This is a genomic window from Nostoc sp. MS1, from assembly GCF_019976755.1.
Lineage (GTDB): Bacteria > Cyanobacteriota > Cyanobacteriia > Cyanobacteriales > Nostocaceae > Trichormus.
In genome coordinates this window covers 6,920,879-6,943,329 of record NZ_AP023441.1, presented here as the reverse complement: position 1 = coordinate 6,943,329, position 22,451 = coordinate 6,920,879, and the positions used below count along the sequence as shown (strand labels likewise).

Genomic DNA, 22,451 nt, shown 5'->3' with positions numbered 1-22,451 from the left:
AATTTTTAGCTTTTTCCATTCCAGCGTTTGGTATACCCATTCCGAATCCTGAATACTTTATATTGTTTGGCGGGAGTCTCACAAATAAACAAGGCTCAAACTAATTACTTACTACCATGTCATCTGGTTCTTCTGGTCGTTATCAAAGCAGATTTTTCAACTTTGTCAACCAGCAATCTCGGCGGTTGAGACAAGGTTGGGAGACTACCTTCCACAATTTACAAGCAGCTACTAATTGGGGTGTAGCAGCATTACTTTATCCTTTGTATCTATTGTTGCATTCAACCGATTCATCGGTGAAGCAGCTAGACACTAAGAAGCCAGTTTCTAGGCGACGTTTACAGGCTCAGGATACTGATTTATCAGCACCTCTCACTACTGATAGCCCGATTGTGCGCGTCTTAGAGTCAGTTCAGTATTTACCAGATGAAGAAATAGCGATCGCCTCCTCACAGTTTTCTCAATCCTTAACCATACCCAACAAAACTTTAGAAACCAACACACTCAAACATCAGCTACCAATGGTAAGAGGAGTAGCTTCAGATTTGGTTAATCGCCAGTTGGTACTTGTCAGCACTGAGAACCAAATTTTAGATATTCTGTCACAGCAACAGCAAGCAAAATTAACAGAACGAATTATTAATGAAGTTGGCGAATATTGGCATTATCGCCAGTTAAATGAAGCTGAACAGCAAGCGCAACTAATACCAGAAATAAATCAGATATTGGCGAAGCTGACAGGGGAAAATAGGAAAAAATTAGTAGATAATGGCTTTAATACGGGTAAAATATTCAATTTGCTAGATGCAGCGATCGCTCAGTTGGAAGAAACTGCGATCTTGCCTATACAGCAACGTAGTTTGGAAATGGTGCAAGTTGCTCAAACTCAATTAAGTATTTTTCTTTATGGGCAAGAACCACTAAACTCTAGAAAAGAAATAGTAAAAAATGTTCAAGGTTTAGAGAATCAAAAACCAAATATTTCTGAGTTAATTGAAGCGGCAATAAATTACTTTTTTGGTGTACCTAAACATAAACTACTAAATTCTAGTTTCTCTCAACAGGAACTACTTGATATTACCTATCAGTCACAACATGAATATTTCACGGATGATCCTTGGTTAGATTGGCTGGATTTGTATGGTGATTCGGAAAAAATGACTGAAAAAATTATGCAGTCATCAAAAACAAAACCTAATATTCCTGCTAGTAAACCGACTGGCTTATTTAAGAACAAAAACTGGTTTGAATCTCAACAAAAACCTGCATCTGATTTAGCCAAGCAGCAAAAACAAATATCTAATAAAGCGGCTAAAAAGCAAGCCGCATCCTATACCCCACAGCAAAATTCTCCACAAAACCAAGCAGAAGCTAAACCAGACTGGATAGACACGACAGCAACGGTATTAGGCTATGAAAAGCACTTAGTAGAATACATTTTAGAATGGTTAGATGCTGTGATTCTTTGGGTAGAACAAGTCTTAGTAAATATTTTTTACTTTTTGCAAGGTCTGTTGCGAGGTAGATAGGGAGATTTTAGTTATCAGATAGTGCTGCAAGTCGTTGAAATGCCGATGGTGTGGGGATATTGACCAAGTGCTGGTGTATTATCTCTGCACACGCAGCCGGACTTAATAACGAAGTATCGACTTCAAGGTCATAAATACCAGGGATGTGGACTTCACGTTGCCATAACTCAACCGGATTTGGCACTGGCGAGTCGGCAGTGCTGACTAGTTTCCACCCCGTATTTTGTCGTCTTTCCATGATTATCTCAATAGGGCAACGAACGCCTACGAACAAGACAGGGAATCCTTTTAAGCGCCGAGCGCTATCGGTCAAAATATTCCGTTTGATTGCGTATGCGTTATGATGTCCAACATCAACTACGACATTGAGTCCTAAACGACTATGAGCAGCAATAGATTCATACATGGCGCTGTACAGAATAGGAACTAGAGGCTCGATGTCCTGACGTTCTCCCCCTGGTCGCAGACCAATCCCAGGTAAATATTGTGCGGGAGTCATCTGCATAAATCTATCAACACCCAAGTTCATCCATAAGCCATCAAACGTTTCTTGGATTGCTAAGACAATGCTCGATTTACCTGAGCGTGGCGCACCATTAAGGATGATAATCTGCCCTAGCTTCTTTGCTTGTCCCATGATTACCCCTCCTATAGATAATATTTTTGAATTGGTTCTACCACAACATATGGTTTAGAAAATGCCGCAGCAATTTTGTTCCTGGGGGTTCTTGGTAATTTGTGGGTAACAAAGCTAGTATGGCAGCCTGTAACTTTTCTAATGCCATATCTACTTCTTTACGGTTTGGTCTGGTGGTTTGGTCAAAATTTAACGGTTCACCAACTCGCAGGGTTAATTCTTTCCGCCAATACAGGTCATGAGTACCAATCAAAGCTATCGGTACTATGGGTACGCCAGCCCGTAAGGCGTAAATCACAGTTCCGCGTTTCAGGGGAAGATGTAATTGACCTTCATTACTCCCCAATCTTCCTTCGGGAAAGAGAATCATTCCATCTCCTGTAGCTAAAATTTTTAAAACAATGCGGTCTATTTGTCGCAGTGTTTGTATATCCCCTCCGGTGGGTACTGTTTCTTCAATGGCTTGGGCTAATTGGGCGAGGTCTTGTCTTCCCGCCTTGGCTGCTTGAATGACGGCTACTTCTTCCTTCCATATCCGGGCTAAAGGAATTACACCCCCAGCAAAACCCAAGATGAAGCGCTTCCACCATTTGTTATATAGGGTACGGGCATCGCCCACAATGTAGTAATGGGGTTGAGTAGGTATTTCCGCTAATAATAATAACGGGTCAATATGATGGAGATGGTTAGCTGCAAGAATTGCTGGTGTTGGCGGAATTTTTTCAATATTTTCCACCCGTACCCGAAAGATAGCATGAATGAGCGATCGCAATACAAAACGCCTGATTCCCGCATTTACTCTCGGTTCAATTTGCCCTTCATGCCTAGCTTCCAAGCCAGCCAAGGTTTTAGCAATTATCTCACGCACTGAGCGATCGCCAGCCGCCGCCACACCTTCCTGCACCCGTTTAATACCTGCATCTGTTAATGTAATATTTTCTGGCTGGTCGCTAGATATCACTTTATTTGTTGGTGAAAAACACTTTATTAGCCAATATTTATTAAATTGTATACACTGAATAACGAAAATATCTACTTAATTTTGGCTTATTTCTTAAGGTGTAATTTAATTAAATTATTATGATTAAACATAAAGAAGATGTATTTAAAAGTGTTGATGGTCTGGAACTTTATTATCAAAATTGGTATCCAGAAGGTGAAGTAAAAGCAATTTTAGTGATTGTACACGGGCTGGGAGGACATAGTAACAAATACGGTAATATAGTTAACCATTTATTAGCCAAACAATATGCTATTTATGGGTTAGACTTGCGCGGACATGGGCGATCGCCTGGTCAGCGTGGTTATATCAACTCTTGGAAGGAGTTTCGGTCAGATTTGGCTGCTTTTGTCGAGTTAATTCAACACCAACAGCCGGAATGTCCAATTTTTATTTTAGGACACAGCTTGGGTGCAGTTGTTGTCTGTGACTACATTCTACGCTGTCCCAAAGAAGCAGCCAAATTACGTGGTGCGATCGCTTTTGCACCAGCTATAGGTAAAGTCGGCGTGTCAAAATTCCGGGTATTTTTGGGAAATCTCCTCTCAAAAATCTGGCCGCGTTTCTCCTTAAGCACAGGTCTTGACTTAAGTGCGGCTTCACGAGATGAGAAAGTTATCGCCGCCTACACTCAAGATACCCTACGCCATAACCGTGGCAGCGCCCGTTTAGCCACAGAATATTTCGCCACAGTCGCCTGGATTCATAATCATGCTTCTCAATGGCAAATACCACTGCTAATTCTTCACGGTAGCGCCGATACAGTTGCTTTACCCGAAGGCGGAGAACGATTTTACCAAAATGTAACTTACAAAGACAAATTACGCATCGAATACCCAGGAGCCTACCACGACCTACAAGCAGACATTAACTATCAAGAGGTGCTAAAAGATTTGGAAAAGTGGTTAGATAGTCATTGTTATTAGTCATTAGTCATTAGTCCATAGTTATTAGTTCTTCTCCCTCATCTTCCCCCTCTCCCACCCTTTGCTACGCAACGCTACCGCGAACGGGAAGCAAGCTACATCTCCCCCACTCCCCACTCCCCACTCCCCAACTTATGCACAGACTTTTATCTGGGCCGTTGACTGTAGAACAATTGACGGTGAAGATTGCAGACTTACCTGCTTCGCTACGTGGTAAGAAGTTGGTGCATCTATCCGATTTTCATTATGATGGTGTGCGATTGTCGGAAGCGATGTTAGAAGAAGCGATCGCACTTAACAACGAAATACAGCCAGATTTGGTTTTACTCACGGGTGATTATGTCACTACTACCCCAAAACCCATCCATCAACTAGCGCTGCGTCTGCAAAAACTTCAAAGTCAAGCGGGTATTTATGCCATCCTGGGAAACCACGACCTATATCACAAGAACTCAAAAACAGAAATTACCCAAGCATTAACGAAAGTTGGGATTCAAGTTCTGTGGAATGAAATTGCTTACCCTTGGGGAGACAAATTACCCATAGTCGGAATGGTTGATTATTACTATCGAGAATTTAATCCAGAATTGCTTTTTAACCAACTAGACCCCACCACACCACGTATTGTTTTAAGTCATAACCCAGACACAGCCGCTAGGTTACAACCTTGGCGAGTTGATTTACAATTATCCGGCCATACTCATGGAGGACAAGTTGTTATTCCTGGTTTTGGGGCTGTGTTACCGTATCATAGAAAAATCATGCAGAAAATCCCGGTAAAAGTACGGCGGTTATTACCATTTTTCTTCAAAGAATACTTTATAGTCCATCATTCTCAATGGCTACAGGGATTACATCGCATTGGCAAAAATCAGCTATATGTAAATCGTGGTTTAGGAACCTATTATCCAGGACGCTTATTTTGTCCTCCTGAATTAACAGTAATTACCTTGGAACGTGAGTAGTCAGGCTAACTCCTTTTTAGAAAATCCTTAAATAAGATTTATGGTAAACTTTTTTAAGTTTTCAGTTATTACCTAAATTTTTGATAAGCTGTAAGCGCTGGTCTGAGGAGTTCCTAGCACACTATGCACTGGTTGTTTACAGGACGTTTAAGCGTAGATAAAATAACGGTTAAGATTGCGGGACTTTCACCAAGTTTACGGGGTTTGAAGTTGGTGCAATTGTCAGATTTTCATTATGATGGCTTGCGACTATCAGAAGAAATGCTAGAAGAAGCGATCGCAGCTACTAACGAAGCTGAACCAGATTTGATAGTCTTAACTGGCGATTATGTCACTGATGATCCTACACCAATTCACCAACTCGCATTAAGACTTAAATATTTGCAAAGTCGCAATGGTATTTATGCTGTATTAGGGAACCATGATATCCATCATAGCCATTCCCAAGCGGAAGTCACAACCGCTTTCACCAGTATCGGCGTTCATGTCTTGTGGAATGAAATTGCTTACCCTTTTGGACAGGAATTACCAATAGTAGGACTAGCTGACTATTGGTCAAAAGAGTTTCAGCCTGCATCAGTAATGGACAAACTCGACTCCACTACACCCAGGATTGTTTTATCTCATAACCCTGATACAGCCAAAATATTAGAACAATGGCGCGTAGACTTGCAACTGTCAGGACACACCCACGGCGGACATATTGTATTACCCGGACTTGGCCCTGTGGTCTACCATTATAAAAAGCTGTTAAAAAAAGCCCCCAAAAAACTGCGGCGTTGGGTTCCATTATTACTAGGAGACTGTTCCAAAGTAGTTAGATATTGGGAATGGGCGCAAGGATTTCATCAAGTAGCTAACAACCAATTATATGTTAATCGTGGGTTGGGTACTTATCGACCAGGGCGTTTATTTTGCCCACCAGAAGTTACTGTAATTACCTTAAATTAGTTTAAGTAAACTATTTACTCATAAATATTAACCGCCACTAGCTAAGATGGGAGAATATCATCAGCTAATGGCGGCTTGGTAAATATAAGATTGTCAGAGAAGATAGGAAAAAACAGAATCAAACAACTCAACTAAGGTGGACAATATCCGCAATTAAAGACCTCTAAAATCGTGCATCCTTGATTGCAATAGGCAGGTATTTCTGGCTGTAATTTCAACACCTCCATAAAATCACTACACTCAAGGCGAAAACACTTTCACTGAGGATGCGACCAACGACTTTAGGATTGCGAATAATTAAAACATTAGAGCGAGGAGGTACAGACTCTAATTTCAAGGCTTTTTTAAAGAACTTTTAACCTTTTTGTACCTTGCTCTTAATGTAGCACCTTTTTTTTTGAGTGGTATAGTTGTTTACTAAACTTTAACACCATTTATTTACTGCAACAATTGAGAAATTTTTCTTAAAACTTGATACCTGTATCTGTTGTAGCAATGCAACAAAGGGAGACAGCGACGCTATCTCCCTCTTTTGAAACTGATTAGGTTGTTAATTTAGATGGTTTATACTTATTGCCCAGAATTAGTATTTTGATTCACATTGTCACTGCCATCAGAATTACTGGGTGACTGATCCCCGGCTTCAGTTGTAATGCTGGGCGAAGGACTAGCTTGTGTATTCGTGCTTGGGGTTGTGGTGCGAGTAGGCGCAGGTGTATTAGGCGCTACTGGTGGTACTGTCACTCTCACAGACGGCTGGGGTGGAACAGTAATATTAACCTGTGGTGGCGAATTGGTTGGTGATGGTGTAACTTGCTGTTGGGGAACAACAACAGGTACTTCTCTAGTCCTTTCGATAATGGTTGTTTGTTGTGGTTGAGGCGATATGCTAGGACTCGTAGTAGCAGCAGGTAAAGGAGTCTCTACAGGTACAGTACTATCAACGGTCGTGTTGCTCTGATTAAAATACCAAAATGCGCCAGCAATCAAACCCACCAAGGAAGTCAGCACAATACCAAAAATCAATCCGGTAGCTGTATTTTCGTTATCACGGTCAGCTTGATAGTTTTGTTCAAGACGGCGACCATCGACATAACCATTAGCGTACCGATTATTTGATGTTTCTGTAGTTCTTGTTATGTGAGTTTGAGTATTACCATTACTATCGGTGTAAGATTCTTGATTAACTTCTCTGTTATAAGGTTCGCGTTCATTAGGATTAGTCATAATTGTCAGTTTCCTTCCTCACTTTAAATGTTGCCAAGTTAAAGTTTCGTAAAAACAAAATTCTTACTTGATGTTAGTTTTCGGTTTGAATATTTATCAGAATAACTTTTATGTTTTAAATAACGGATCTATCTTCAGACAAAATTTAGATACATCGAAAGAATGAATATATGCTTATTTTTAAGCATATTTAAAATAATCTTTGAGAAATCATTACACATTCTCTAAATTTTATTGATTAATAAAACGTAGGGTGTTAAGCCGTAGGCTAACGCACCGACTAGAATATCAATTTAGTGCTGGCGCTATGCAACAACAAACCCTACTTCTAAAACTTTTAATGCGGTTACTAAATGCTTACTTGCTTTGTTTATGATTTACATTTAAGGACAAGGTAACAGAGTAATAATTTTATCTCCACCACCACTAGCTAAAGTTTTTCCATCCGGGCTAAAAGCTACAGAATAAACTGAATTTTCATGGGCTGCAACGCTATTTATTAAACTTCTAGTGTCTACTTGCCAAAACGTAATAGTTTTATCTTTACTACCACTAGCTAAAATTTTTCCATTAGGGTGGAAAGCAACACAGCAAACTTGATCGGAATGCCCTATCAGAGTGCTAATTTCTTGACTTTTATGCCATTCCCATAATTTAATTGTCTTGTCCCAACTACCACTAGCTAAAATCTTCCCATCTGGACTGAATGCAAGAGAACTAATACCTCCAAACCACTCAGAATGTCCAGTGATAGTCTGAACTTTATTTTGAGATAGATACCAAATTTGAATTTTTTTGTCATTACCAGCACCACCGCTAGCTAGAACCTGTCCATCTGGACTAAAGGCTATGGATAAAACATGATCTGAATGTCCTTTAAGAGAATATATCTGATCTCCTGTTTCTAGCGACCAAAGTTTGATGGTTTTATCTGCGCTACCACTTGCTAAAGTTTTTCCATCTGGACTAAAAGCGACACAATAAATTTTTCCTTCATGTCCTTTTAGAGTGGATATTTCTTTTCCTGTAATTACATCCCATAATTTAATAGTTTTGTCATCACTAGCACTAGCTAAAGTCCTACCATTGCGGCTGAAAGCTACAGAATTAACCCCTCCAGACCAAGATGATTCTCCATGTCCTTGAAGGATTACAGACTCATTATTAGCTAAATTCCAAATTCTCACAGTTTTGTCATCACTACCGCTAGCCAGTATATATCCATCACGGCTGAATACAACAGACATAACCTGACTTGAATGACCTTTGAGAGTACGTACAGATATTAAGTCTTGCATAAATATCGTAATAAAGAACTATAGGTTGGGTTTGCTTACGCCAACCTAACACTAAGATATAGTTTCTGATATTGAGTTGCATTGTGCTTGACTCAACCCATATCCAAAGCAAATTTTTAGCCTTGTTACACCAATAAATTTGATTTTTTTAGTTGTGACCTATTTATCTCAGTTTTAGTAATCTTTTAATTCTTTGACACAATCTGGCTATCCAAGACTGACGCTGGATTTTATATCTTGGCGGGTAAGTATAAGTAGCTTGAGGAATTTTACCTTCTAACTGTGCAGCTTTGTTTAAGTCGGCAGTAGCTCGATATTCGTAACCTAATTGAGAACAAACCAACCCCCGATATTTATAGGCTTCAACATAGTTAGGGTTGAGGCGAATGGCTTGGGTAAAGTAGGCGATCGCTTCTTCATACTCCTTTTTTGCTACACTCTCAACACCCCAGTTGTAGTATGTTTCCGCACCCCAACGATTCACAGATGCTTTTGCAGGCTGTTTTCGCGGCTGTGGAGGTGGAGATGATAGTGATTTCTCAACAGTTGGAGTTACTGATTTAACTGTGTTGTAAGCGGCGTTGATTTGTTTAATTTTTGCCTCGGCTTGTTGCTTTTGCTGCACATCAACAAAGCGATCGGGATGCCAAGTTTTAACCAACTTGCGGTAGGCTTGCTTTACTTCTACCTGCGATGCACCAGGCTTTAAACCCAGAATCTCATAAGCATGATTGATATCCAGTTGTAAACCATCTCGCGGCTTGTCATTAGACATCGCAGATACTAAAGAATATAACTATGTAACTACATATTAACTAAACTCTCACAAGGTTTTTTAGGATAAAATCTCTACAATTATTGTTAAATCAACAGATTCCCGACTTTTTGATCAGTCGATAATCTTACAGTAATTTCAACATCAGCATCTATCATCTCAATACAATGTCCAAAACTTTGCAAACGCCCCATAGCGGCTATCATTGGGACGGTAGTAGTCGCCGTTTCTTTGAAGGTTGGTATTACCGAGTAACTTTACCAGACTGCGGTCAAACCTTCGCCTTCATGTATTCCATAGAAGACCCCATTGGTGATAAACCCTACAGTGGCGGTGCAGCGCAAATTCTGGGTGCTGATGATGAATATATCTGTCGGACTTTCCCTGATGTCAACAAATTTTGGGGTAGTCCAGACGTTCTTGCTTTAGGTCATTGGGGTGAAACTAACCTCAACACCAAACCCATCTACCTTCTACCCGCAGAGTTTGAAAACCATGTACAGCAAGGCTACCAAGCTACAGCCACCCTCAATCAAGGTATAATCAAAGACCCCGCTACAGGTAATTATTGCCGTTGGCAGTACGAAATTCAACCTGTATATGGTTGGGGAAATCGAGATAGTATTCAACAATCAACGGCCGGCTGGGTGTCATTTTTACAGATATTTGAACCTGGATGGCAAATTTTAATGGCGCATGGTTTGGCTAGTGGTTGGATTGATTGGAATGGCAAAATCTACCAATTCCAGAATGCACCAGCTTATGGTGAAAAAAATTGGGGTGGTGCTTTTCCGCAAAAATGGTTTTGGCTTAACTGTAATAGCTTTGATGGCGAACCTGACTTAGCCCTAACTGCTGGTGGTGGTAGGCGCGGTGTGTTGTGGTGGATGGAGTCTGTAGCCATGATTGGCGTGCATTATCAAGGCAAATTCTATGAGTTTGTTCCTTGGAACTCAAAAGTAGAATGGAAGATTCAACCTTGGGGTAAGTGGGAAATGAAAGCTACAAATGCAGATTATGAGGTGGAATTAACTGGAACTACTAATTTATCCGGTACACCTCTGCGTGCGCCCACCGCTCAAGGTTTACAATTTTGTTGTCGGGATACGATGCAGGGAAAGTTGGATCTAGAATTACGCCAAATCAGAGGCAAGAACCGTTATGTTATCCTCAAAGCACACAGCTATCTTTGTGGTTTAGAAATAGGTGGTGGTTCTTGGGACGATTATTGGCAATCTAGTTAAAACTACTGCTATCATTGTATGTGCTTCGTAGCTGGGGCTGTAGCTCAGTTGGATAGAGCGACCGCCTCCTAAGCGGTAGGTCGAGGGTTCGAGTCCCGCCAGTCCCGTTAGCCAACTAATCCCTGAGACTTATTAATTACAAGGGTTTCAGGGATTATTTATTTTAACTAAGTTAATACATTTTCGGTAGAATATACAAAGTTTCACACTAAATAAGAGGAATAAGCTTGGAAATTCAAGAACTAAAAGCATTGATTAAAGAAACCATGCGTGAAGTTCTACAAGAAGAAAAACTTCTCCTCTGCCAAATTCTTATTCCTTACGTTAGTGACGAAGAACAAGACGAACTTAAAGCTGAGTTTGGTGTACCTTCAGAATACACTGATGATGAAGTAGTTGAGATGACTGCTTGGGGAAAAAAATGCCAATCCTGTTTCGCAAAAAAGCAATTAAGTTTTTGGAAAAATAAGTTTGTTTAATATAGATTTGGGCTAATCACTAACTAAATATTTTATTTTGTTGGTAATGTGGAACAGCTAGTAAGTAACTATTTTTACCATTATTTATAATGTTTGTTTATCTATGTATATTTATGCTTTGATTTGATAGATATCGACTATCAAAAAAGTCTCATGATGATGAAGGTTGCACCTGCTGTTGTAGTATTGAGTCAAAATAGCGTAGCACTAGCCCGAAGAATTACCACCGCCTTACCGGGGGCGAAGTTGTACGGTTTAGCAGGACGCACGTCTGGGGTGGATGTTAGCTTTACGAATTTTGGTGACACCCTACGAGAGTTATTTGCAGGGGGAACGCCGATAATTGGTATTTGTGCGGCTGGTATTTTGATTAGAACATTAGCACCGCTAATTTCCGATAAGCGTCAAGAACCGCCATTGTTGGCTGTGGCGGAGGATGGTAGTGTGGTTGTGCCTCTGTTGGGTGGACTCAATGGGGTGAATGATTTAGCGCGGCGTATTGCTGAGGTACTTGAGGTTAAGCCTGCAATTACAACAACGGGTGATATCCGTTTCCGCACGGCGTTGTTATCGCCTCCCTCTGGATATCATTTAGCCAACCCAGACGATGCTAAGAAGTTTATCTCAGATTTGTTAGCAGGGGCGCGGGTGAAGTTGTTGGGAACTGCGCCTTGGTTAAGTGATAGTCAGTTACCTATTGACTCTGAGGGAGAATTAACCATTCAGGTGACAGAACGCTTAGTTACGCCTTCCGCGAATTGTTTAGTGTATCATCCGCAAACTGTAGCGATCGCCATCACCGACCCATCTGTTACAGTAGACTCAATACAGCAGTTCCTCGCCGACGCACAACTCGCACCCCCATCTATCGCCGCAGTATTTGCGCCTATAGCGATCGCCTCCAGTCCAGCAATTCAAGCTATAGCCGATACCTACGGCGTACCCACCCGCTTTTTCACACCCAGTCAACTAGAAAGCCTACTCACACAAGGTTATACCCTCCCTGAAGCCATAGCCCTAACCGCTACACAAGGTCAACTAATCTCTCCCCCCTCTCCCTCATCCCCGGTTGGTGAATCTCGACTCCGCTCGATTACCGCTAGTCGTTCTCTACGAGAGGCTGCGCCAACGCGGAGCGTGGCGTTTAGCCATACCACATCTCCCCCATCTCATATCGCCGCCATCTCCCCCCAACCCATCGACCCCAACACCATCGGTCAACCAAGGGGAAGGTTAGCCATTATTGGTACTGGCCCTGGCGGTTTACAGTGGATGTCGCCTGAAGTCAAGGAAATACTCACCTCAGCTACTGACTTAGTAGGTTATAAAACCTATTTAGATTTAGTTGGTTCTCTAGCTGATGGTAAGCAACGTCATGAGTCCGACAACCGCGAAGAAATTGCACGGGCGACAATGGCGCTTGATTTGGCTGCTACTGGGCGATATGTTGTTGTAGTTTCTTCTGGTGATCCTGGTATCTATGCAATGGCGGCGGCTGTCTTTGAAGTCCTTGATTATCACCACAAACCAGAATGGGATAGTATCGATATTCATGTTGCACCAGGAATTTCCGCCATGCAGGCCGCAGCCGCCACCATTGGCGCACCCTTGGGACATGATTTTTGTGCAATTTCTTTGTCTGATATCTTAAAGCCTTGGTCAATTATTGAACAACGTATTGCCGCCGCAGCCCAAGCGGATTTTGTGATTGCTTTTTATAATCCTGTTTCTCGCGATCGCACTTGGCAATTAACAGAAGCTAAAAATATATTATTGCAATATAGAAAACCTACGACTCCGGTAGTATTGGCAAGGAATGTTGGTAGACCAGGACAAAGTGTTAAAGTAATTACTCTTGACCAGTTAGCAGCAGATAGTGCCGATATGCGGACTGTTATCATTGTTGGTTCTACGCAAACTCGGATTATTGAACGTAGTGATGGTAATATCTCAGTCTATACACCCCGGCGATATAAATAGACTAGTTCAATTATGTTGTTTTTAGATTTAGGTAATTGGTAATTATTTTTCTCCATTATCTATTATCAGTTTAGCAATAGGTATTTCTGTTTTTTTTGAATAAAGTAAAACCCCAGAACTGGGAATTTCTGGGGCTGTTAACCTGACCACCTCTACTTTTATAATGGAAAAATTATGTTGATGAACAAGTTTATGTAGACCTAAATCTAGTATTTATGTCTATATGAATAATGAAAAATTTAGGTTTTGAAATGAAATAGTTAGATGAGCTTTCATATTTAAAAATGATTATTCTTAGGCAATTATTAATACAATTTACCTAATTCACTCGTAATAAATGCTTAAAATATGAGGATATAATTACATAATTTATGTCTAAAATAGTTAGTGATTAGGATTGATTTATTAATAGGGTTAAGCCAAAATGAAAGCATCATGATTCAAACATGATTGTAGCCGATTACAGTGACAGAAAGCCTCATCAATGTCTGCATTTGCAGGCATTTTTTATGTAATTAGTTCAACGCTTTGATGATGAGTTTTGGCGATCGCTAACAATCATAGGTTAAGAGGATCTTTGAAAAGTATCATTGCTAACCTCAAAATCTTCAAGACCAACCACCTACTTCCCATGTCCTACAAGGGAATGGGGGTCTTAAAGCCTCTCTCTGCTACGGGGAGAGGTTTGGAGAGGGGGTTATTAGTATATATTTCAATTTTCCAAACATTCTCTAAATATATACATTTGCTTATATTAATGATAAATAAATAACTACAACCTTGTTACATCTTCCTCGCATATCCCAAAATTAAGTGCTGATTAGGCAACATAATCTCCTGATGGACAATCAGTATCAGTGTAGGATTTAATCGGATTATTCTGAGTTGTCAGAATTTATTTCCAAGGAAACCCATGAACAGATTTATCTTAGCCTTAATTTCTAGCCCCGTTTTAATAGCCTCAATTTTATCTATGACCGTTATGGTCAATCAAGCACAGGCTGTTGAGCCAGAAGTCAAAAACACAGACAAACTAACCTGTATCAGAAATAAACATAAGGTAGGATTGGTCTGTATGAGAGCTTCTGTTTTAGCTCAAGTGCCTAACTATCAGCAGGAAGTAGAGTTTACTCAAGAAGATGCTCCTATGTTGGAGTTCAATGAAGCAGAGAGCGATATAGCCATTCAATTGTTTGGTTGTGACTGTCCAGCTTGTATCAACTCTTTACGCCAGATGCGCAATGTAACTCCCTTGGTGTACTAAAGTTATCAGTTGACAGTTGACAGTTATCAGATTATTTCTACTGTCCACTGTCTACTGTTTTAAGGACAACCAGCCCATGTTACCCACCGATGGGAAATACCTAAACGCAAGACTCTACCAGTAATTTCTTGCTCTGTAATCGTAGCTCCTAAGAAGTTAGCACCTTTTAGTTCTGCTTCCATCACATTGCTACCAATCAAATTTGCACCTTTGAGATTAGCACCACTTAAATCAGCACCACTCATTTCCGCTTCGCTGAGATTGACATTAGATAGGTTGGCTAAAATTAAGATAGCAGTTCGTAAATCTGCTCGGCTGAGATTACTTTCTTTCAAGTTAGCTCTAATTAAGTCTGCACCGATAAAGTTTACTTCACTTAAGTTTGCACCACTCAAATTAGCTCCACTTAAGTCTGCATCAGTTAAATTAGCACGGCTAAGATTGCAAGCACTCAAATTAGCTTGACTGAGGTTAGCTCCACTTAAATCAGCCTCGGAAAAGTTCGCACCACTTAAATCGACGGCATAAAGGTTAGCTTGATGCAGATTTGCTCTATGAAATTTTCTCTCTCCTATTGCATATAAATCTAGGAGTTTATGTGCATCCATAATGACACCTCTTGATGTTTTTGGGTTAACACTAACCACACCACACTAAAAACAATTTGTTGAGTTGTAAGTCACTGGAATTTAAGAAGAAACTTTTAATTTTATTGTGCTGGAGTTTTCGCTATTCTGCACTAATACTTAATGGAAATACATCTATGATGATTTTATATAAAGTTATGTATTCAAAAACACTAGTAATATCTAGCTTTTTTAATTTTGAATAAAAGATTTCTAATTTAAAGCTAAAAATCTAAAATGAGATGAGCAATCCCCGTGAAAAATTAAAATGAGATGAGTAATCCCCGTGTTTTGTGCCTCGGCGAAGTTCTATTTGATTGTTTAGCTGATCAATTAGGGTCAAAGCTGGAGGAGGTGAAGTCTTGGACACCCTATCCAGGAGGTGCGCCTGCGAATGTGGCCTGTGCTTTGGTGAAGTTGGGAACCCCAGCCGGATTTATTGGTGCTGTTGGTGAAGATGAGCCAGGAAATGCTCTGCTGGCGCTATTACAAGAGGTAGGTGTAGATACAACGGGTGTACAGCGTCATCCTACTGCACCAACAAGGCAAGTTTATGTGGTGCGGGATGAAGCAGGCGATCGCACTTTTGCTGGTTTCGGTGAGTATGATACTTCTGAATTTGCCGATACTCGTTTACAAGCCAAGCAAATACCAGAATCATTGTTTCGAGACGCGGATTTCCTCATTTTAGGTACTCTGGAATTAGCCTACCAGGAGAGTGAAAAAGCCATTCACCGCGCCTTAGAACTGGCTGAACAGTATGATTTGAAGATTGTGCTAGATGTTAACTGGCGGCCTGTATTTTGGCATGATGAGAATACTGCTCGACAAAAAATTCAGGAAACTTTCAAGCGCGTCGATTTTCTCAAACTTGCCAAGGAGGAAGCGGAATGGTTATTTGATACAACAGACCCAGGCGCTATTACTTACCGTTTAGGCTCAATCGAAGGAGTATTAGTAACTGATGGGGAAAATGGTTGTGCCTATTGTTTAGGTGAGAATGAAGGAAAAATACCCGCTTTTACCATCCCTGTAGTAGATACCACAGGCGCAGGAGATAGCTTTCTCGCAGGATTTATTCACCAACTAAGTAAACATGGTATCAAGAGCTTGAACTATGCAGAGACAGCAAAAAGCATTGTTACCTATGCTAGTGCTGTAGGAGCGCTGACTACCATTAAACCAGGTGCGATCGCATCTCAACCCACAGTGGCGGAAGTGGAAGCTTTTCTAACGTCTGTAGGGAGTGGGGAGTAGGGAGAGATGAGGGAGTGGGGGAAGATGGGGGAGTAAGGGAGAAAAACTGATAACTGACTAATGACTAATGACTATTGACTATTGACTATTGACTTCCTCGGCAAATTAACTATAAAAGTTGCCCCTTGTCCAATTCCTGGGCTTTCGGCTTGGACTGTACCACCGTGTAGTTCTACTAGGTGACGGACTAATCCTAATCCTAATCCTAGTCCGCCGTGCGATCGCGTGCTGGAACCATCGGCTTGACGGAAACGCTCGAAGACGTAAGGAAGAAATTCGGGCGATATTCCTAACCCTGTGTCGCTGACGCGAATTTGAATACTGTGATCTAGGTGTTGTAACTGTATGGTAACTTTGCCACCTGCGGGTGTGAATTTAACGGCATTGGTCAGTAAGTTCCAAACAATTTGTTGTATTCTGTTGGCATCACCCATTACTACCCCTACGGTCGAGTCGAATTGGGATTCTAAATAAATATCTTTGGCTTGGGCGGCTAATGTGAGGTTATCAATTGTGGCTTCTATCAGTGGGATCAATTCTACTGGTTGAGTATTGAGACGGAGTTGGCCGCGAATAATTTCGGAGACATCTAAAATATCTTCAATAATTTGGGCTAAGGACTTACTATTACGCTCAATGGTTTCTAAGGCTAGGGTGGTGGTATTGCTATCAAATGTGCGGTTTTTTAGTAGCTGTGTCCAACCTAGTATGGAGTTGAGGGGGGTACGGAGTTCGTGAGAGAGTGTACCGAGAAACTCGTCTTTGATGCGGTTGGCGGCTTCTGCGGCGCTACGGGCGGCTTGTTCACGGGCTAGGAGTTGTTCGCGCTCTTGTTCTACTTGTTTGCGATCGCTAATATCAATCATAAAACCATGCAGCAGCCGTGGTTTTTCTCCATCCCGCACCACATTTACAATGTCGTACAACCAAACCACTTTGCCATCTGCCGACAACATTCTATATTCAAATTCGTAATTATCCACCATTAGGGAGGATTCATAGCAATATTGCAATGCCCAGTCCCTATCATCTGGATGTATGTGTTCGTACCAAAAATTATCTGTATACCAATCTGTGACAGGATAGCCTAGAATATCTACACTTTGCGGCCCTACATAAGTGAAATTCCCAGTATTAGCGTCTACTTCCCAAGGAATCACTCGGACTTTTTCTGTAAGTGTCCGTAATCTTGCTTCACTGTCTTTGAGGGCTTTTTCTGCTAGTTTGCGTTCAGTAATGTCTGTAGTTAGAACAACAAAGCCTTCAACTTGCCCAGACTGGCTAAAACGGGGAACGTAAGTAGTGCTAACGTCGTGAATTACACCATATTTATCTTTTACTTGGTTTTCAAAAGTTACTTTTTCTCCTGACAGGACTGTTTTTATGTAAGGCAAAGTATGCTGATAAACAGATTCACCTAGTATTTCTTTGATATGTTTGCCATAAGTTGCTGATGCAGAAATGCCAAATAATTCTTCATAGCCTTTGTTATTAAAACGGTAACGTTGTTCGGCATCAACATAGGAAATTAAAACTGGTACAGAATCGGTAATTAAGCGTAGCTCGTCTTCTCGTTGACTTAGTGTTTCTAATAACTGTTGAGTCGATTTTAGTGCAGCTTTCTGCTGGCTCATATCAAGCACATAACCAATTATGTGTTGCTGTCGCTCATCTAAAAAAGCACTCCCAATCAATACTGGAACACGGCTACCATCTTTACGGATGTATTCTTTCTCAAAAAGCTGACATACACCTAAAGTTTGTAGTAGAGAAATAGAGCGATCGCTAATTTCTTGATATTCTGGGGGTGTCATATTTTGCCATCTTATCAACCCCCCCAGTAAATCCTCCCGTGTGTAGCCTACCATCTGCAAAAAAGCGTCATTAGCTTCGGCGATCGCTCCATTTATATCAGCTACAATTACGCCAATAATATTGGACTCGGTTAACCTTCTAAAACGTGTATCGCTGGATTGTAGCCGCTTAGTAGTCTGTTCTAAACGCTGCTTGGCAACACGTAATTCTGAGTTTAGCCAATTAATGAACGTTGTCACCAGGATGAACAAGCCTAAGCGTATTTTGTTGCCTGTACTGGCTATTGATAGGGAAAATACTGGTTCAAAGAAAAAGAAACTTACATATACAATAGATAGAAAAGTAGCAAACAGCCCCGTCTTGAAGCCACCATACCAGGAACTAACGGCTACAGCCGCGAAAAATAGTAAAAAAATAGTTGGTGTCAGTAGTGGCTTAAATAATAGAGTCAATAACAAAGCACCGCTAACTGCTAAAAATGTCACAGCATAGGGCGCAACCCAAGGACGTATTCCTTTCAATATGGCTTCTCCTTTGAAACCTGTAGCTAAAGCACTATTTCCCCAAATTGACAAAATGATGCGATCGCTCCAAACTTATTTTGCCTTAGCTAAATCAAGGACTAACATTTTTAGATATAGAATCTATCTAAAGTAGTAATAAAGATAATTGCCGACTATTGTACATATGAAAAATTAAATATGATTGATAACTTTATTTAAAAATTGACTCAAATTTGTAATTAGGATAAAGATTTGTCAAAAGTTAAACATTTCTAGGATTGATATCGCCCATCAAATTTAAATATGTCCAACTACGTAGTTAGTAATAAATTATACTATTATTAAAATATTTTTCTTCCAGTTCTCTGAACCTTTATATAATCCACCCCTTTTTAGGTTATTAGTAATCAAAGGACTGGCTATCAACTACTCAAGATAAATTACCACACATACAATAACTTCCCCAGTCTCCCGTCAAATTTTGGATTTACGATTTTAAATTTTAGATTGTTCAATCCAAAATCCAAAATACCCAGTTCCTAATTTCCCAATGCCTCGCACTCCCACCTTAACTTACGATCGCGGTACACTCATTTTACATCCACCACCACGGGGCAAAGCCTGGATGGACTTTGCTACATGGGATGATAGGGTAGAAAAATTTCGCATCCCCGCCATGAAATACCGCGCTGTGGTAGAAGCACTACAAGCCGAGGATGTAGACTTTATCGATGAAGCCAAGCAATTCTTCCCCTTAGATTTGGTTGCGAGTATGGAAATGGAACCATACCCCCATCAGAGTGAGGCGTTAGCAGCTTGGAAACTGGCGGGAAGGCAAGGAGTAGTTGTATTACCGACGGCTGCGGGTAAGACTTATCTGGCGCAGATGGCGATGCAGGCGACACCCCGTAGTACCCTGATTGTTGTACCGACATTAGATTTGATGCACCAATGGTATGCACATTTAGTAGCGGCGTTTCCCGATGCTGAGGTGGGGTTATTAGGTGGTGGTTCGCGGGATAAGTCGCCAATTTTGGTAGCTACCTACGATAGTGCAGCCATTCACGCCGAAGCTTTGGGTAATCAATATGCTTTGGTTGTCTTTGATGAATGTCATCACCTACCCACAGATTTTAACAAAGTGATTGCCGAATATGCGATCGCCCCCTATCGCCTGGGACTCTCCGCCACCCCAGAACGTACCGATGGGAAACACGCTGATTTGAATTTCCTCATCGGACAAGAAGTATATCGCAAACGTGCTGAGGATTTGGCGGGGAAGGCGTTAGCTGAACACGAAATTGTGCAAATTAAGGTGAAATTATCACAGCATGAGCGAGAAAGATATAACGAGTTAATTCAAACCCGCAACGATTTCTTACGCCAAGCAAAGATATCCTTGGGAAGTATCCAAGGCTGGCAAATGTTTGTCCAAATGAGTGCGCGATCGCAATCTGGACGTAGAGCTATGTTAGCGCATCGTGAAGCCAAAGAAATCGCTTTAGGTACTGATAGTAAGTTAAGAATTTTAGCTAATTTACTCGCCAAACATTATCCAGAACGAATATTAATTTTCACGGCTGATAATGCCACCGTTTATAAAATATCTCAAGATTTACTCATTCCCGCCATTACTCATCAAACACCAGTCAAAGAACGCCACGAAATCTTAACCAAGTTCCGCGAAGGTGAATATAATACTTTAGTTGCTTCCCATGTCTTGAATGAAGGGGTTGATGTGCCTGCCGCTTCTATTGCTATTATCTTATCTGGCACAGGTTCAACTAGAGAATATATACAACGTTTGGGGAGAGTTTTACGTAAGGGAAATATTCAAGATAAACAAGCGATTTTATATGAAGTAATAGCAGAAGACACCAGCGAAGAAAATACTTCTGCGCGAAGACGAGGTGAGGAAAGACAAGGAAAGCTACAAGTTATTTACGGCAGTGGTAAAGAAACAACAGCTAAAGCTGCCGAACAAATTGAGATAAATTATACAGTCGATTCACAAGCGAACAACCAGGGAAATGCTACCAACGGAACTACTAAGCCACCGACTAAACGGCGAAGAAATAATACCAAAAAGACTGAAGATTGACCAGAAAACTATAGATTTAACTAATGAATTAATTGCCTGTTTCCAAGCAGCACAAGGCAAAACTCAAGGTTTTTTAGAAAGTCAGCTTTTGGATTTAGAAGGAGACGCAACAGATTACCGAGTCAAACGGGGTTTGGCTTATATTATCAAAAGCAACTTCTGTACATTTGAAGTGGTGAGTCCTCTAGAACCACAGATATTAAGAGAAAGGGTGTATTCCTTGGCGGCAAAATCTGCACCCAGCCGGGAATCAACACCACTAACTTTGAGCAAAATAGCTGATGAATTAACCAAAGAATTAGAACGGGAAGTTTTAATCCAGCAAGTACAAGATGGACTTTATGCCGACTTAGCCGAAAATAAAATTTTGACAAACTTTGATGTACCCACAGCAGTAGATATATTAAACAGATATAATTTATCTCAGGTACAGGGAATCTTTTATAAAGCCAGTAAGTTAATATTAAACGCGCATCGCAATGTTCCTGGGGAATATAAACTATTATTCCGCTATTTGAAGTTATTTCAATTAATGGCTTATATTGAAGGAGATGCTGACCACGGGTTTACAATTACCGTAGACGGGCCGACGAGCTTATTTCATGCTAGTACAAGATATGGGTTAGCGATCGCTAAACTTATCCCCGCATTACTTCACGTCACCAAATGGAGTCTAGCCGCCACATTACAAACCCGTGATATTTACACAGATACCTGGAAAACAGGTAGATTTACCCTCAATTCCGAATGCGGTTTAGTATCCCACTACTCCAAAGGAAAACCCTACGATAGTATGCTAGAAGCATCCTTTGCTGATAAATGGGATGCCTTAAAAACTGACTGGGTATTAGAAAGAGAAGTAGATTTAATTCCCATTCCAGGGAGTGTAATGATACCGGATTTCCGCTTAGTTCATCCTGATGGACGAGACTTTTTATTAGAAATTGTCGGTTATTGGCGACCAGAATATTTACAAAAGAAATTCTCGCAAGTACGGCGTTCTGGTTGTGATAATTTGATTCTGGCTATTTCCGAAAGATTGAATTTAGAAAAAGCCGGAGTTAAGTTAGATAATGTCCCCGCAAGAATCATTTGGTTTAAAGATAAGTTATTACCAAAATCTGTATTAGCAGTGTTAGGAGAATGAGATGAAAAGTATAGAAACAATCGCCACAGTCACAAAAGATGGTAAGATTACAGCCCAATTACCCTTAGATATTCCAGAGGGTGAACATCAGGTAGTAATAGTAATTGATGAACAACCTTTAGGTGAGAAAGTAGAGAGTAAACAAAAGCGTCCACCTCTCAACTTTCCAGTGCATAGTTGTGGTGCTTGGCCTGAGAATTTATCTTTAAGACGTGAGGATATGTATGATGATTGGGGACGGTAGACCTGTTTTTTTAGATACCAATACCCTAGTATATGCTAGTCTGAGTGAATCCCCGTTTCATCAAGTGACTATGGAGACTATCCAAAGTTTTTATGATGCAGGGGTTGAGTTGTGGATTAGCAGACAAATAATCAGGGAATATTTAGCTACTCTCACTCGTCCTCAACAATTTACTAATGCACTACCCATTGCAACAGTGCTTGAGGATATCCAATATTTCCAAAGCCGCTTTCTAATTGCTGAAGATAATTCTCAGGTCACAGAAAGGTTATTGGCACTTATGGAAGAAATTCCTATTGGTGGTAAACAAGTTCATGATGCTAATATTGTTGCCACAATGTTAGTTTATGGCATTCCTCAGTTACTCACTCATAACACAACTGACTTTACGAGATTTTCTGAATTAATTGCAGTTTTGCCATTACAAAATTAGAGGATGTTTGAACAGTTAATGTAGAGACGTTGTATACAACGTCTCTACAA

20 protein-coding genes and 1 tRNA gene are annotated in these 22,451 nt (G+C 40.7%); 14 read left to right on the top strand and 7 right to left on the bottom strand.

All coding sequences use genetic code 11. The annotated features are described in order from the left end of the window. The first annotated feature begins 116 nt into the window (after positions 1-116). Positions 117-1,529, top strand: a complete 1,413-nt coding sequence (locus NSMS1_RS30110; RefSeq protein ID WP_224088826.1) for a hypothetical protein — start codon at positions 117-119, stop codon at positions 1,527-1,529. 7 nt (positions 1,530-1,536) lie between these two features. On the opposite strand, the gene NSMS1_RS30105 is transcribed toward NSMS1_RS30110, so the two are convergent. Together NSMS1_RS30105 and NSMS1_RS30100 are read right to left on the bottom strand one after the other, a co-directional pair. Further along, positions 1,537-2,166 (bottom strand): chloramphenicol phosphotransferase CPT family protein, encoded by a 630-nt coding sequence (locus NSMS1_RS30105; protein WP_224088824.1) that lies wholly within the window; start codon positions 2,164-2,166, stop codon positions 1,537-1,539. 37 nt (positions 2,167-2,203) lie between these two features. Further along, a complete protein-coding gene (locus NSMS1_RS30100) occupies positions 2,204-3,127 on the bottom strand; it encodes a lysophospholipid acyltransferase family protein (RefSeq protein WP_224088822.1) in 924 nt (307 codons plus the stop codon). A gap of 119 nt (positions 3,128-3,246) precedes the next feature. Here NSMS1_RS30100 and NSMS1_RS30095 point away from each other — a divergent pair, with 119 nt between their 5' ends. From NSMS1_RS30095 to NSMS1_RS30085, 3 genes are all read left to right on the top strand, one after another. Beyond that, a complete protein-coding gene (locus tag NSMS1_RS30095) occupies positions 3,247-4,092 on the top strand; it encodes an alpha/beta hydrolase (RefSeq protein WP_224088811.1) in 846 nt (281 codons plus the stop codon). A 134-nt stretch (positions 4,093-4,226) separates the two neighbouring features. After that, positions 4,227-5,057: a metallophosphoesterase gene (locus tag NSMS1_RS30090; protein ID WP_224088809.1), complete on the top strand. Its 831-nt coding sequence runs from the start codon at positions 4,227-4,229 to the stop codon at positions 5,055-5,057. 123 nt (positions 5,058-5,180) lie between these two features. Beyond that, complete coding sequence (locus NSMS1_RS30085) at positions 5,181-6,008, top strand: metallophosphoesterase (RefSeq protein WP_224088807.1); 828 nt, start codon at positions 5,181-5,183, stop codon at positions 6,006-6,008. 570 nt (positions 6,009-6,578) lie between these two features. On the opposite strand, the gene NSMS1_RS30080 is transcribed toward NSMS1_RS30085, so the two are convergent. The 3 genes from NSMS1_RS30080 to NSMS1_RS30070 all read right to left on the bottom strand — a co-directional run bounded on the left by NSMS1_RS30080 (position 6,579) and on the right by NSMS1_RS30070 (position 9,308). After that, entirely contained in the window at positions 6,579-7,235 is a 657-nt protein-coding gene (locus NSMS1_RS30080) for a hypothetical protein (RefSeq protein ID WP_224088805.1), read from the bottom strand. Between the two features lie 383 nt (positions 7,236-7,618). Next, complete coding sequence (locus NSMS1_RS30075; RefSeq protein WP_224088803.1) at positions 7,619-8,533, bottom strand: WD40 repeat domain-containing protein; 915 nt, start codon at positions 8,531-8,533, stop codon at positions 7,619-7,621. 163 nt (positions 8,534-8,696) lie between these two features. Continuing rightward, entirely contained in the window at positions 8,697-9,308 is a 612-nt protein-coding gene (locus NSMS1_RS30070; protein ID WP_224088800.1) for a J domain-containing protein, read from the bottom strand. 167 nt (positions 9,309-9,475) lie between these two features. On the opposite strand from NSMS1_RS30070, the gene NSMS1_RS30065 reads away from it, so the two are divergent. The 5 genes from NSMS1_RS30065 to NSMS1_RS30045 all read left to right on the top strand — a co-directional run bounded on the left by NSMS1_RS30065 (position 9,476) and on the right by NSMS1_RS30045 (position 14,275). Beyond that, a complete protein-coding gene (locus NSMS1_RS30065; protein WP_224088798.1) occupies positions 9,476-10,552 on the top strand; it encodes a tocopherol cyclase family protein in 1,077 nt (358 codons plus the stop codon). 33 nt (positions 10,553-10,585) lie between these two features. After that, positions 10,586-10,659 (top strand) — tRNA-Arg (locus NSMS1_RS30060). A 120-nt stretch (positions 10,660-10,779) separates the two neighbouring features. Further along, entirely contained in the window at positions 10,780-11,031 is a 252-nt protein-coding gene (locus NSMS1_RS30055) for a hypothetical protein (protein WP_224088796.1), read from the top strand. A 156-nt stretch (positions 11,032-11,187) separates the two neighbouring features. Next, positions 11,188-13,011 (top strand): precorrin-3B C(17)-methyltransferase, encoded by a 1,824-nt coding sequence (cobJ, locus tag NSMS1_RS30050; protein WP_224095395.1) that lies wholly within the window; start codon positions 11,188-11,190, stop codon positions 13,009-13,011. Between the two features lie 913 nt (positions 13,012-13,924). Further along, a complete protein-coding gene (locus NSMS1_RS30045) occupies positions 13,925-14,275 on the top strand; it encodes a hypothetical protein (protein WP_224088794.1) in 351 nt (116 codons plus the stop codon). Positions 14,276-14,334: 59 nt separating this feature from the next. Here NSMS1_RS30045 and NSMS1_RS30040 read toward each other — a convergent pair whose 3' ends face one another. Next, entirely contained in the window at positions 14,335-14,883 is a 549-nt protein-coding gene (locus NSMS1_RS30040) for a pentapeptide repeat-containing protein (RefSeq protein WP_224088792.1), read from the bottom strand. 291 nt (positions 14,884-15,174) lie between these two features. Between NSMS1_RS30040 and NSMS1_RS30035 the strand changes: the two genes are divergently transcribed. After that, positions 15,175-16,158 (top strand): carbohydrate kinase family protein, encoded by a 984-nt coding sequence (locus tag NSMS1_RS30035; RefSeq protein ID WP_224088790.1) that lies wholly within the window; start codon positions 15,175-15,177, stop codon positions 16,156-16,158. 71 nt (positions 16,159-16,229) lie between these two features. Here NSMS1_RS30035 and NSMS1_RS30030 read toward each other — a convergent pair whose 3' ends face one another. Continuing rightward, complete coding sequence (locus NSMS1_RS30030; RefSeq protein WP_224088787.1) at positions 16,230-18,494, bottom strand: PAS domain S-box protein; 2,265 nt, start codon at positions 18,492-18,494, stop codon at positions 16,230-16,232. A gap of 532 nt (positions 18,495-19,026) precedes the next feature. On the opposite strand from NSMS1_RS30030, the gene NSMS1_RS30025 reads away from it, so the two are divergent. Genes NSMS1_RS30025 through NSMS1_RS30010 form a run of 4 tightly spaced genes read left to right on the top strand, consistent with a single transcriptional unit; the run spans position 19,027 to position 22,401 of the window. After that, positions 19,027-20,577: a DEAD/DEAH box helicase family protein gene (locus tag NSMS1_RS30025; RefSeq protein WP_224088777.1), complete on the top strand. Its 1,551-nt coding sequence runs from the start codon at positions 19,027-19,029 to the stop codon at positions 20,575-20,577. Beyond that, the gene (locus NSMS1_RS30020; protein ID WP_224088775.1) at positions 20,507-21,724 is read left to right on the top strand and encodes a DUF790 family protein; all 1,218 of its coding nucleotides are present in this window, start codon (positions 20,507-20,509) and stop codon (positions 21,722-21,724) included. Before NSMS1_RS30025 ends, NSMS1_RS30020 begins: the two co-directional genes overlap by 71 nt. 1 nt (position 21,725) lies before the next feature. Further along, on the top strand, positions 21,726-21,968 hold the full coding sequence (locus NSMS1_RS30015; protein ID WP_224088772.1) for a hypothetical protein: 243 nt from the start codon (positions 21,726-21,728) through the stop codon (positions 21,966-21,968). Then, complete coding sequence (locus NSMS1_RS30010; RefSeq protein ID WP_224088770.1) at positions 21,949-22,401, top strand: type II toxin-antitoxin system VapC family toxin; 453 nt, start codon at positions 21,949-21,951, stop codon at positions 22,399-22,401. Before NSMS1_RS30015 ends, NSMS1_RS30010 begins: the two co-directional genes overlap by 20 nt. Positions 22,402-22,451 lie beyond the last annotated feature (50 nt).

What these genes read in the sequence shown, in the direction of transcription:
- NSMS1_RS30025 (WP_224088777.1), top strand. Translation starts at nt 19,027, where the DNA reads ATGCCTCGCACTCCCACCTTAACTTACGATCGCGGTACACTCATTTTA.
- NSMS1_RS30015 (WP_224088772.1), top strand. Translation starts at nt 21,726, where the DNA reads ATGAAAAGTATAGAAACAATCGCCACAGTCACAAAAGATGGTAAGATT.
- NSMS1_RS30045 (WP_224088794.1), top strand. Translation starts at nt 13,925, where the DNA reads ATGAACAGATTTATCTTAGCCTTAATTTCTAGCCCCGTTTTAATAGCC.
- NSMS1_RS30070 (WP_224088800.1), bottom strand. Translation starts at nt 9,308, where the DNA reads ATGTCTAATGACAAGCCGCGAGATGGTTTACAACTGGATATCAATCAT.
- NSMS1_RS30080 (WP_224088805.1), bottom strand. Translation starts at nt 7,235, where the DNA reads ATGACTAATCCTAATGAACGCGAACCTTATAACAGAGAAGTTAATCAA.
- NSMS1_RS30065 (WP_224088798.1), top strand. Translation starts at nt 9,476, where the DNA reads ATGTCCAAAACTTTGCAAACGCCCCATAGCGGCTATCATTGGGACGGT.
- NSMS1_RS30095 (WP_224088811.1), top strand. Translation starts at nt 3,247, where the DNA reads ATGATTAAACATAAAGAAGATGTATTTAAAAGTGTTGATGGTCTGGAA.
- NSMS1_RS30020 (WP_224088775.1), top strand. Translation starts at nt 20,507, where the DNA reads ATGCTACCAACGGAACTACTAAGCCACCGACTAAACGGCGAAGAAATA.
- NSMS1_RS30035 (WP_224088790.1), top strand. Translation starts at nt 15,175, where the DNA reads ATGAGTAATCCCCGTGTTTTGTGCCTCGGCGAAGTTCTATTTGATTGT.
- NSMS1_RS30010 (WP_224088770.1), top strand. Translation starts at nt 21,949, where the DNA reads ATGATGATTGGGGACGGTAGACCTGTTTTTTTAGATACCAATACCCTA.
- NSMS1_RS30105 (WP_224088824.1), bottom strand. Translation starts at nt 2,166, where the DNA reads ATGGGACAAGCAAAGAAGCTAGGGCAGATTATCATCCTTAATGGTGCG.
- NSMS1_RS30040 (WP_224088792.1), bottom strand. Translation starts at nt 14,883, where the DNA reads ATGGATGCACATAAACTCCTAGATTTATATGCAATAGGAGAGAGAAAA.
- NSMS1_RS30090 (WP_224088809.1), top strand. Translation starts at nt 4,227, where the DNA reads ATGCACAGACTTTTATCTGGGCCGTTGACTGTAGAACAATTGACGGTG.
- NSMS1_RS30110 (WP_224088826.1), top strand. Translation starts at nt 117, where the DNA reads ATGTCATCTGGTTCTTCTGGTCGTTATCAAAGCAGATTTTTCAACTTT.
- cobJ (WP_224095395.1), top strand. Translation starts at nt 11,188, where the DNA reads ATGATGAAGGTTGCACCTGCTGTTGTAGTATTGAGTCAAAATAGCGTA.
- NSMS1_RS30085 (WP_224088807.1), top strand. Translation starts at nt 5,181, where the DNA reads ATGCACTGGTTGTTTACAGGACGTTTAAGCGTAGATAAAATAACGGTT.
- NSMS1_RS30075 (WP_224088803.1), bottom strand. Translation starts at nt 8,533, where the DNA reads ATGCAAGACTTAATATCTGTACGTACTCTCAAAGGTCATTCAAGTCAG.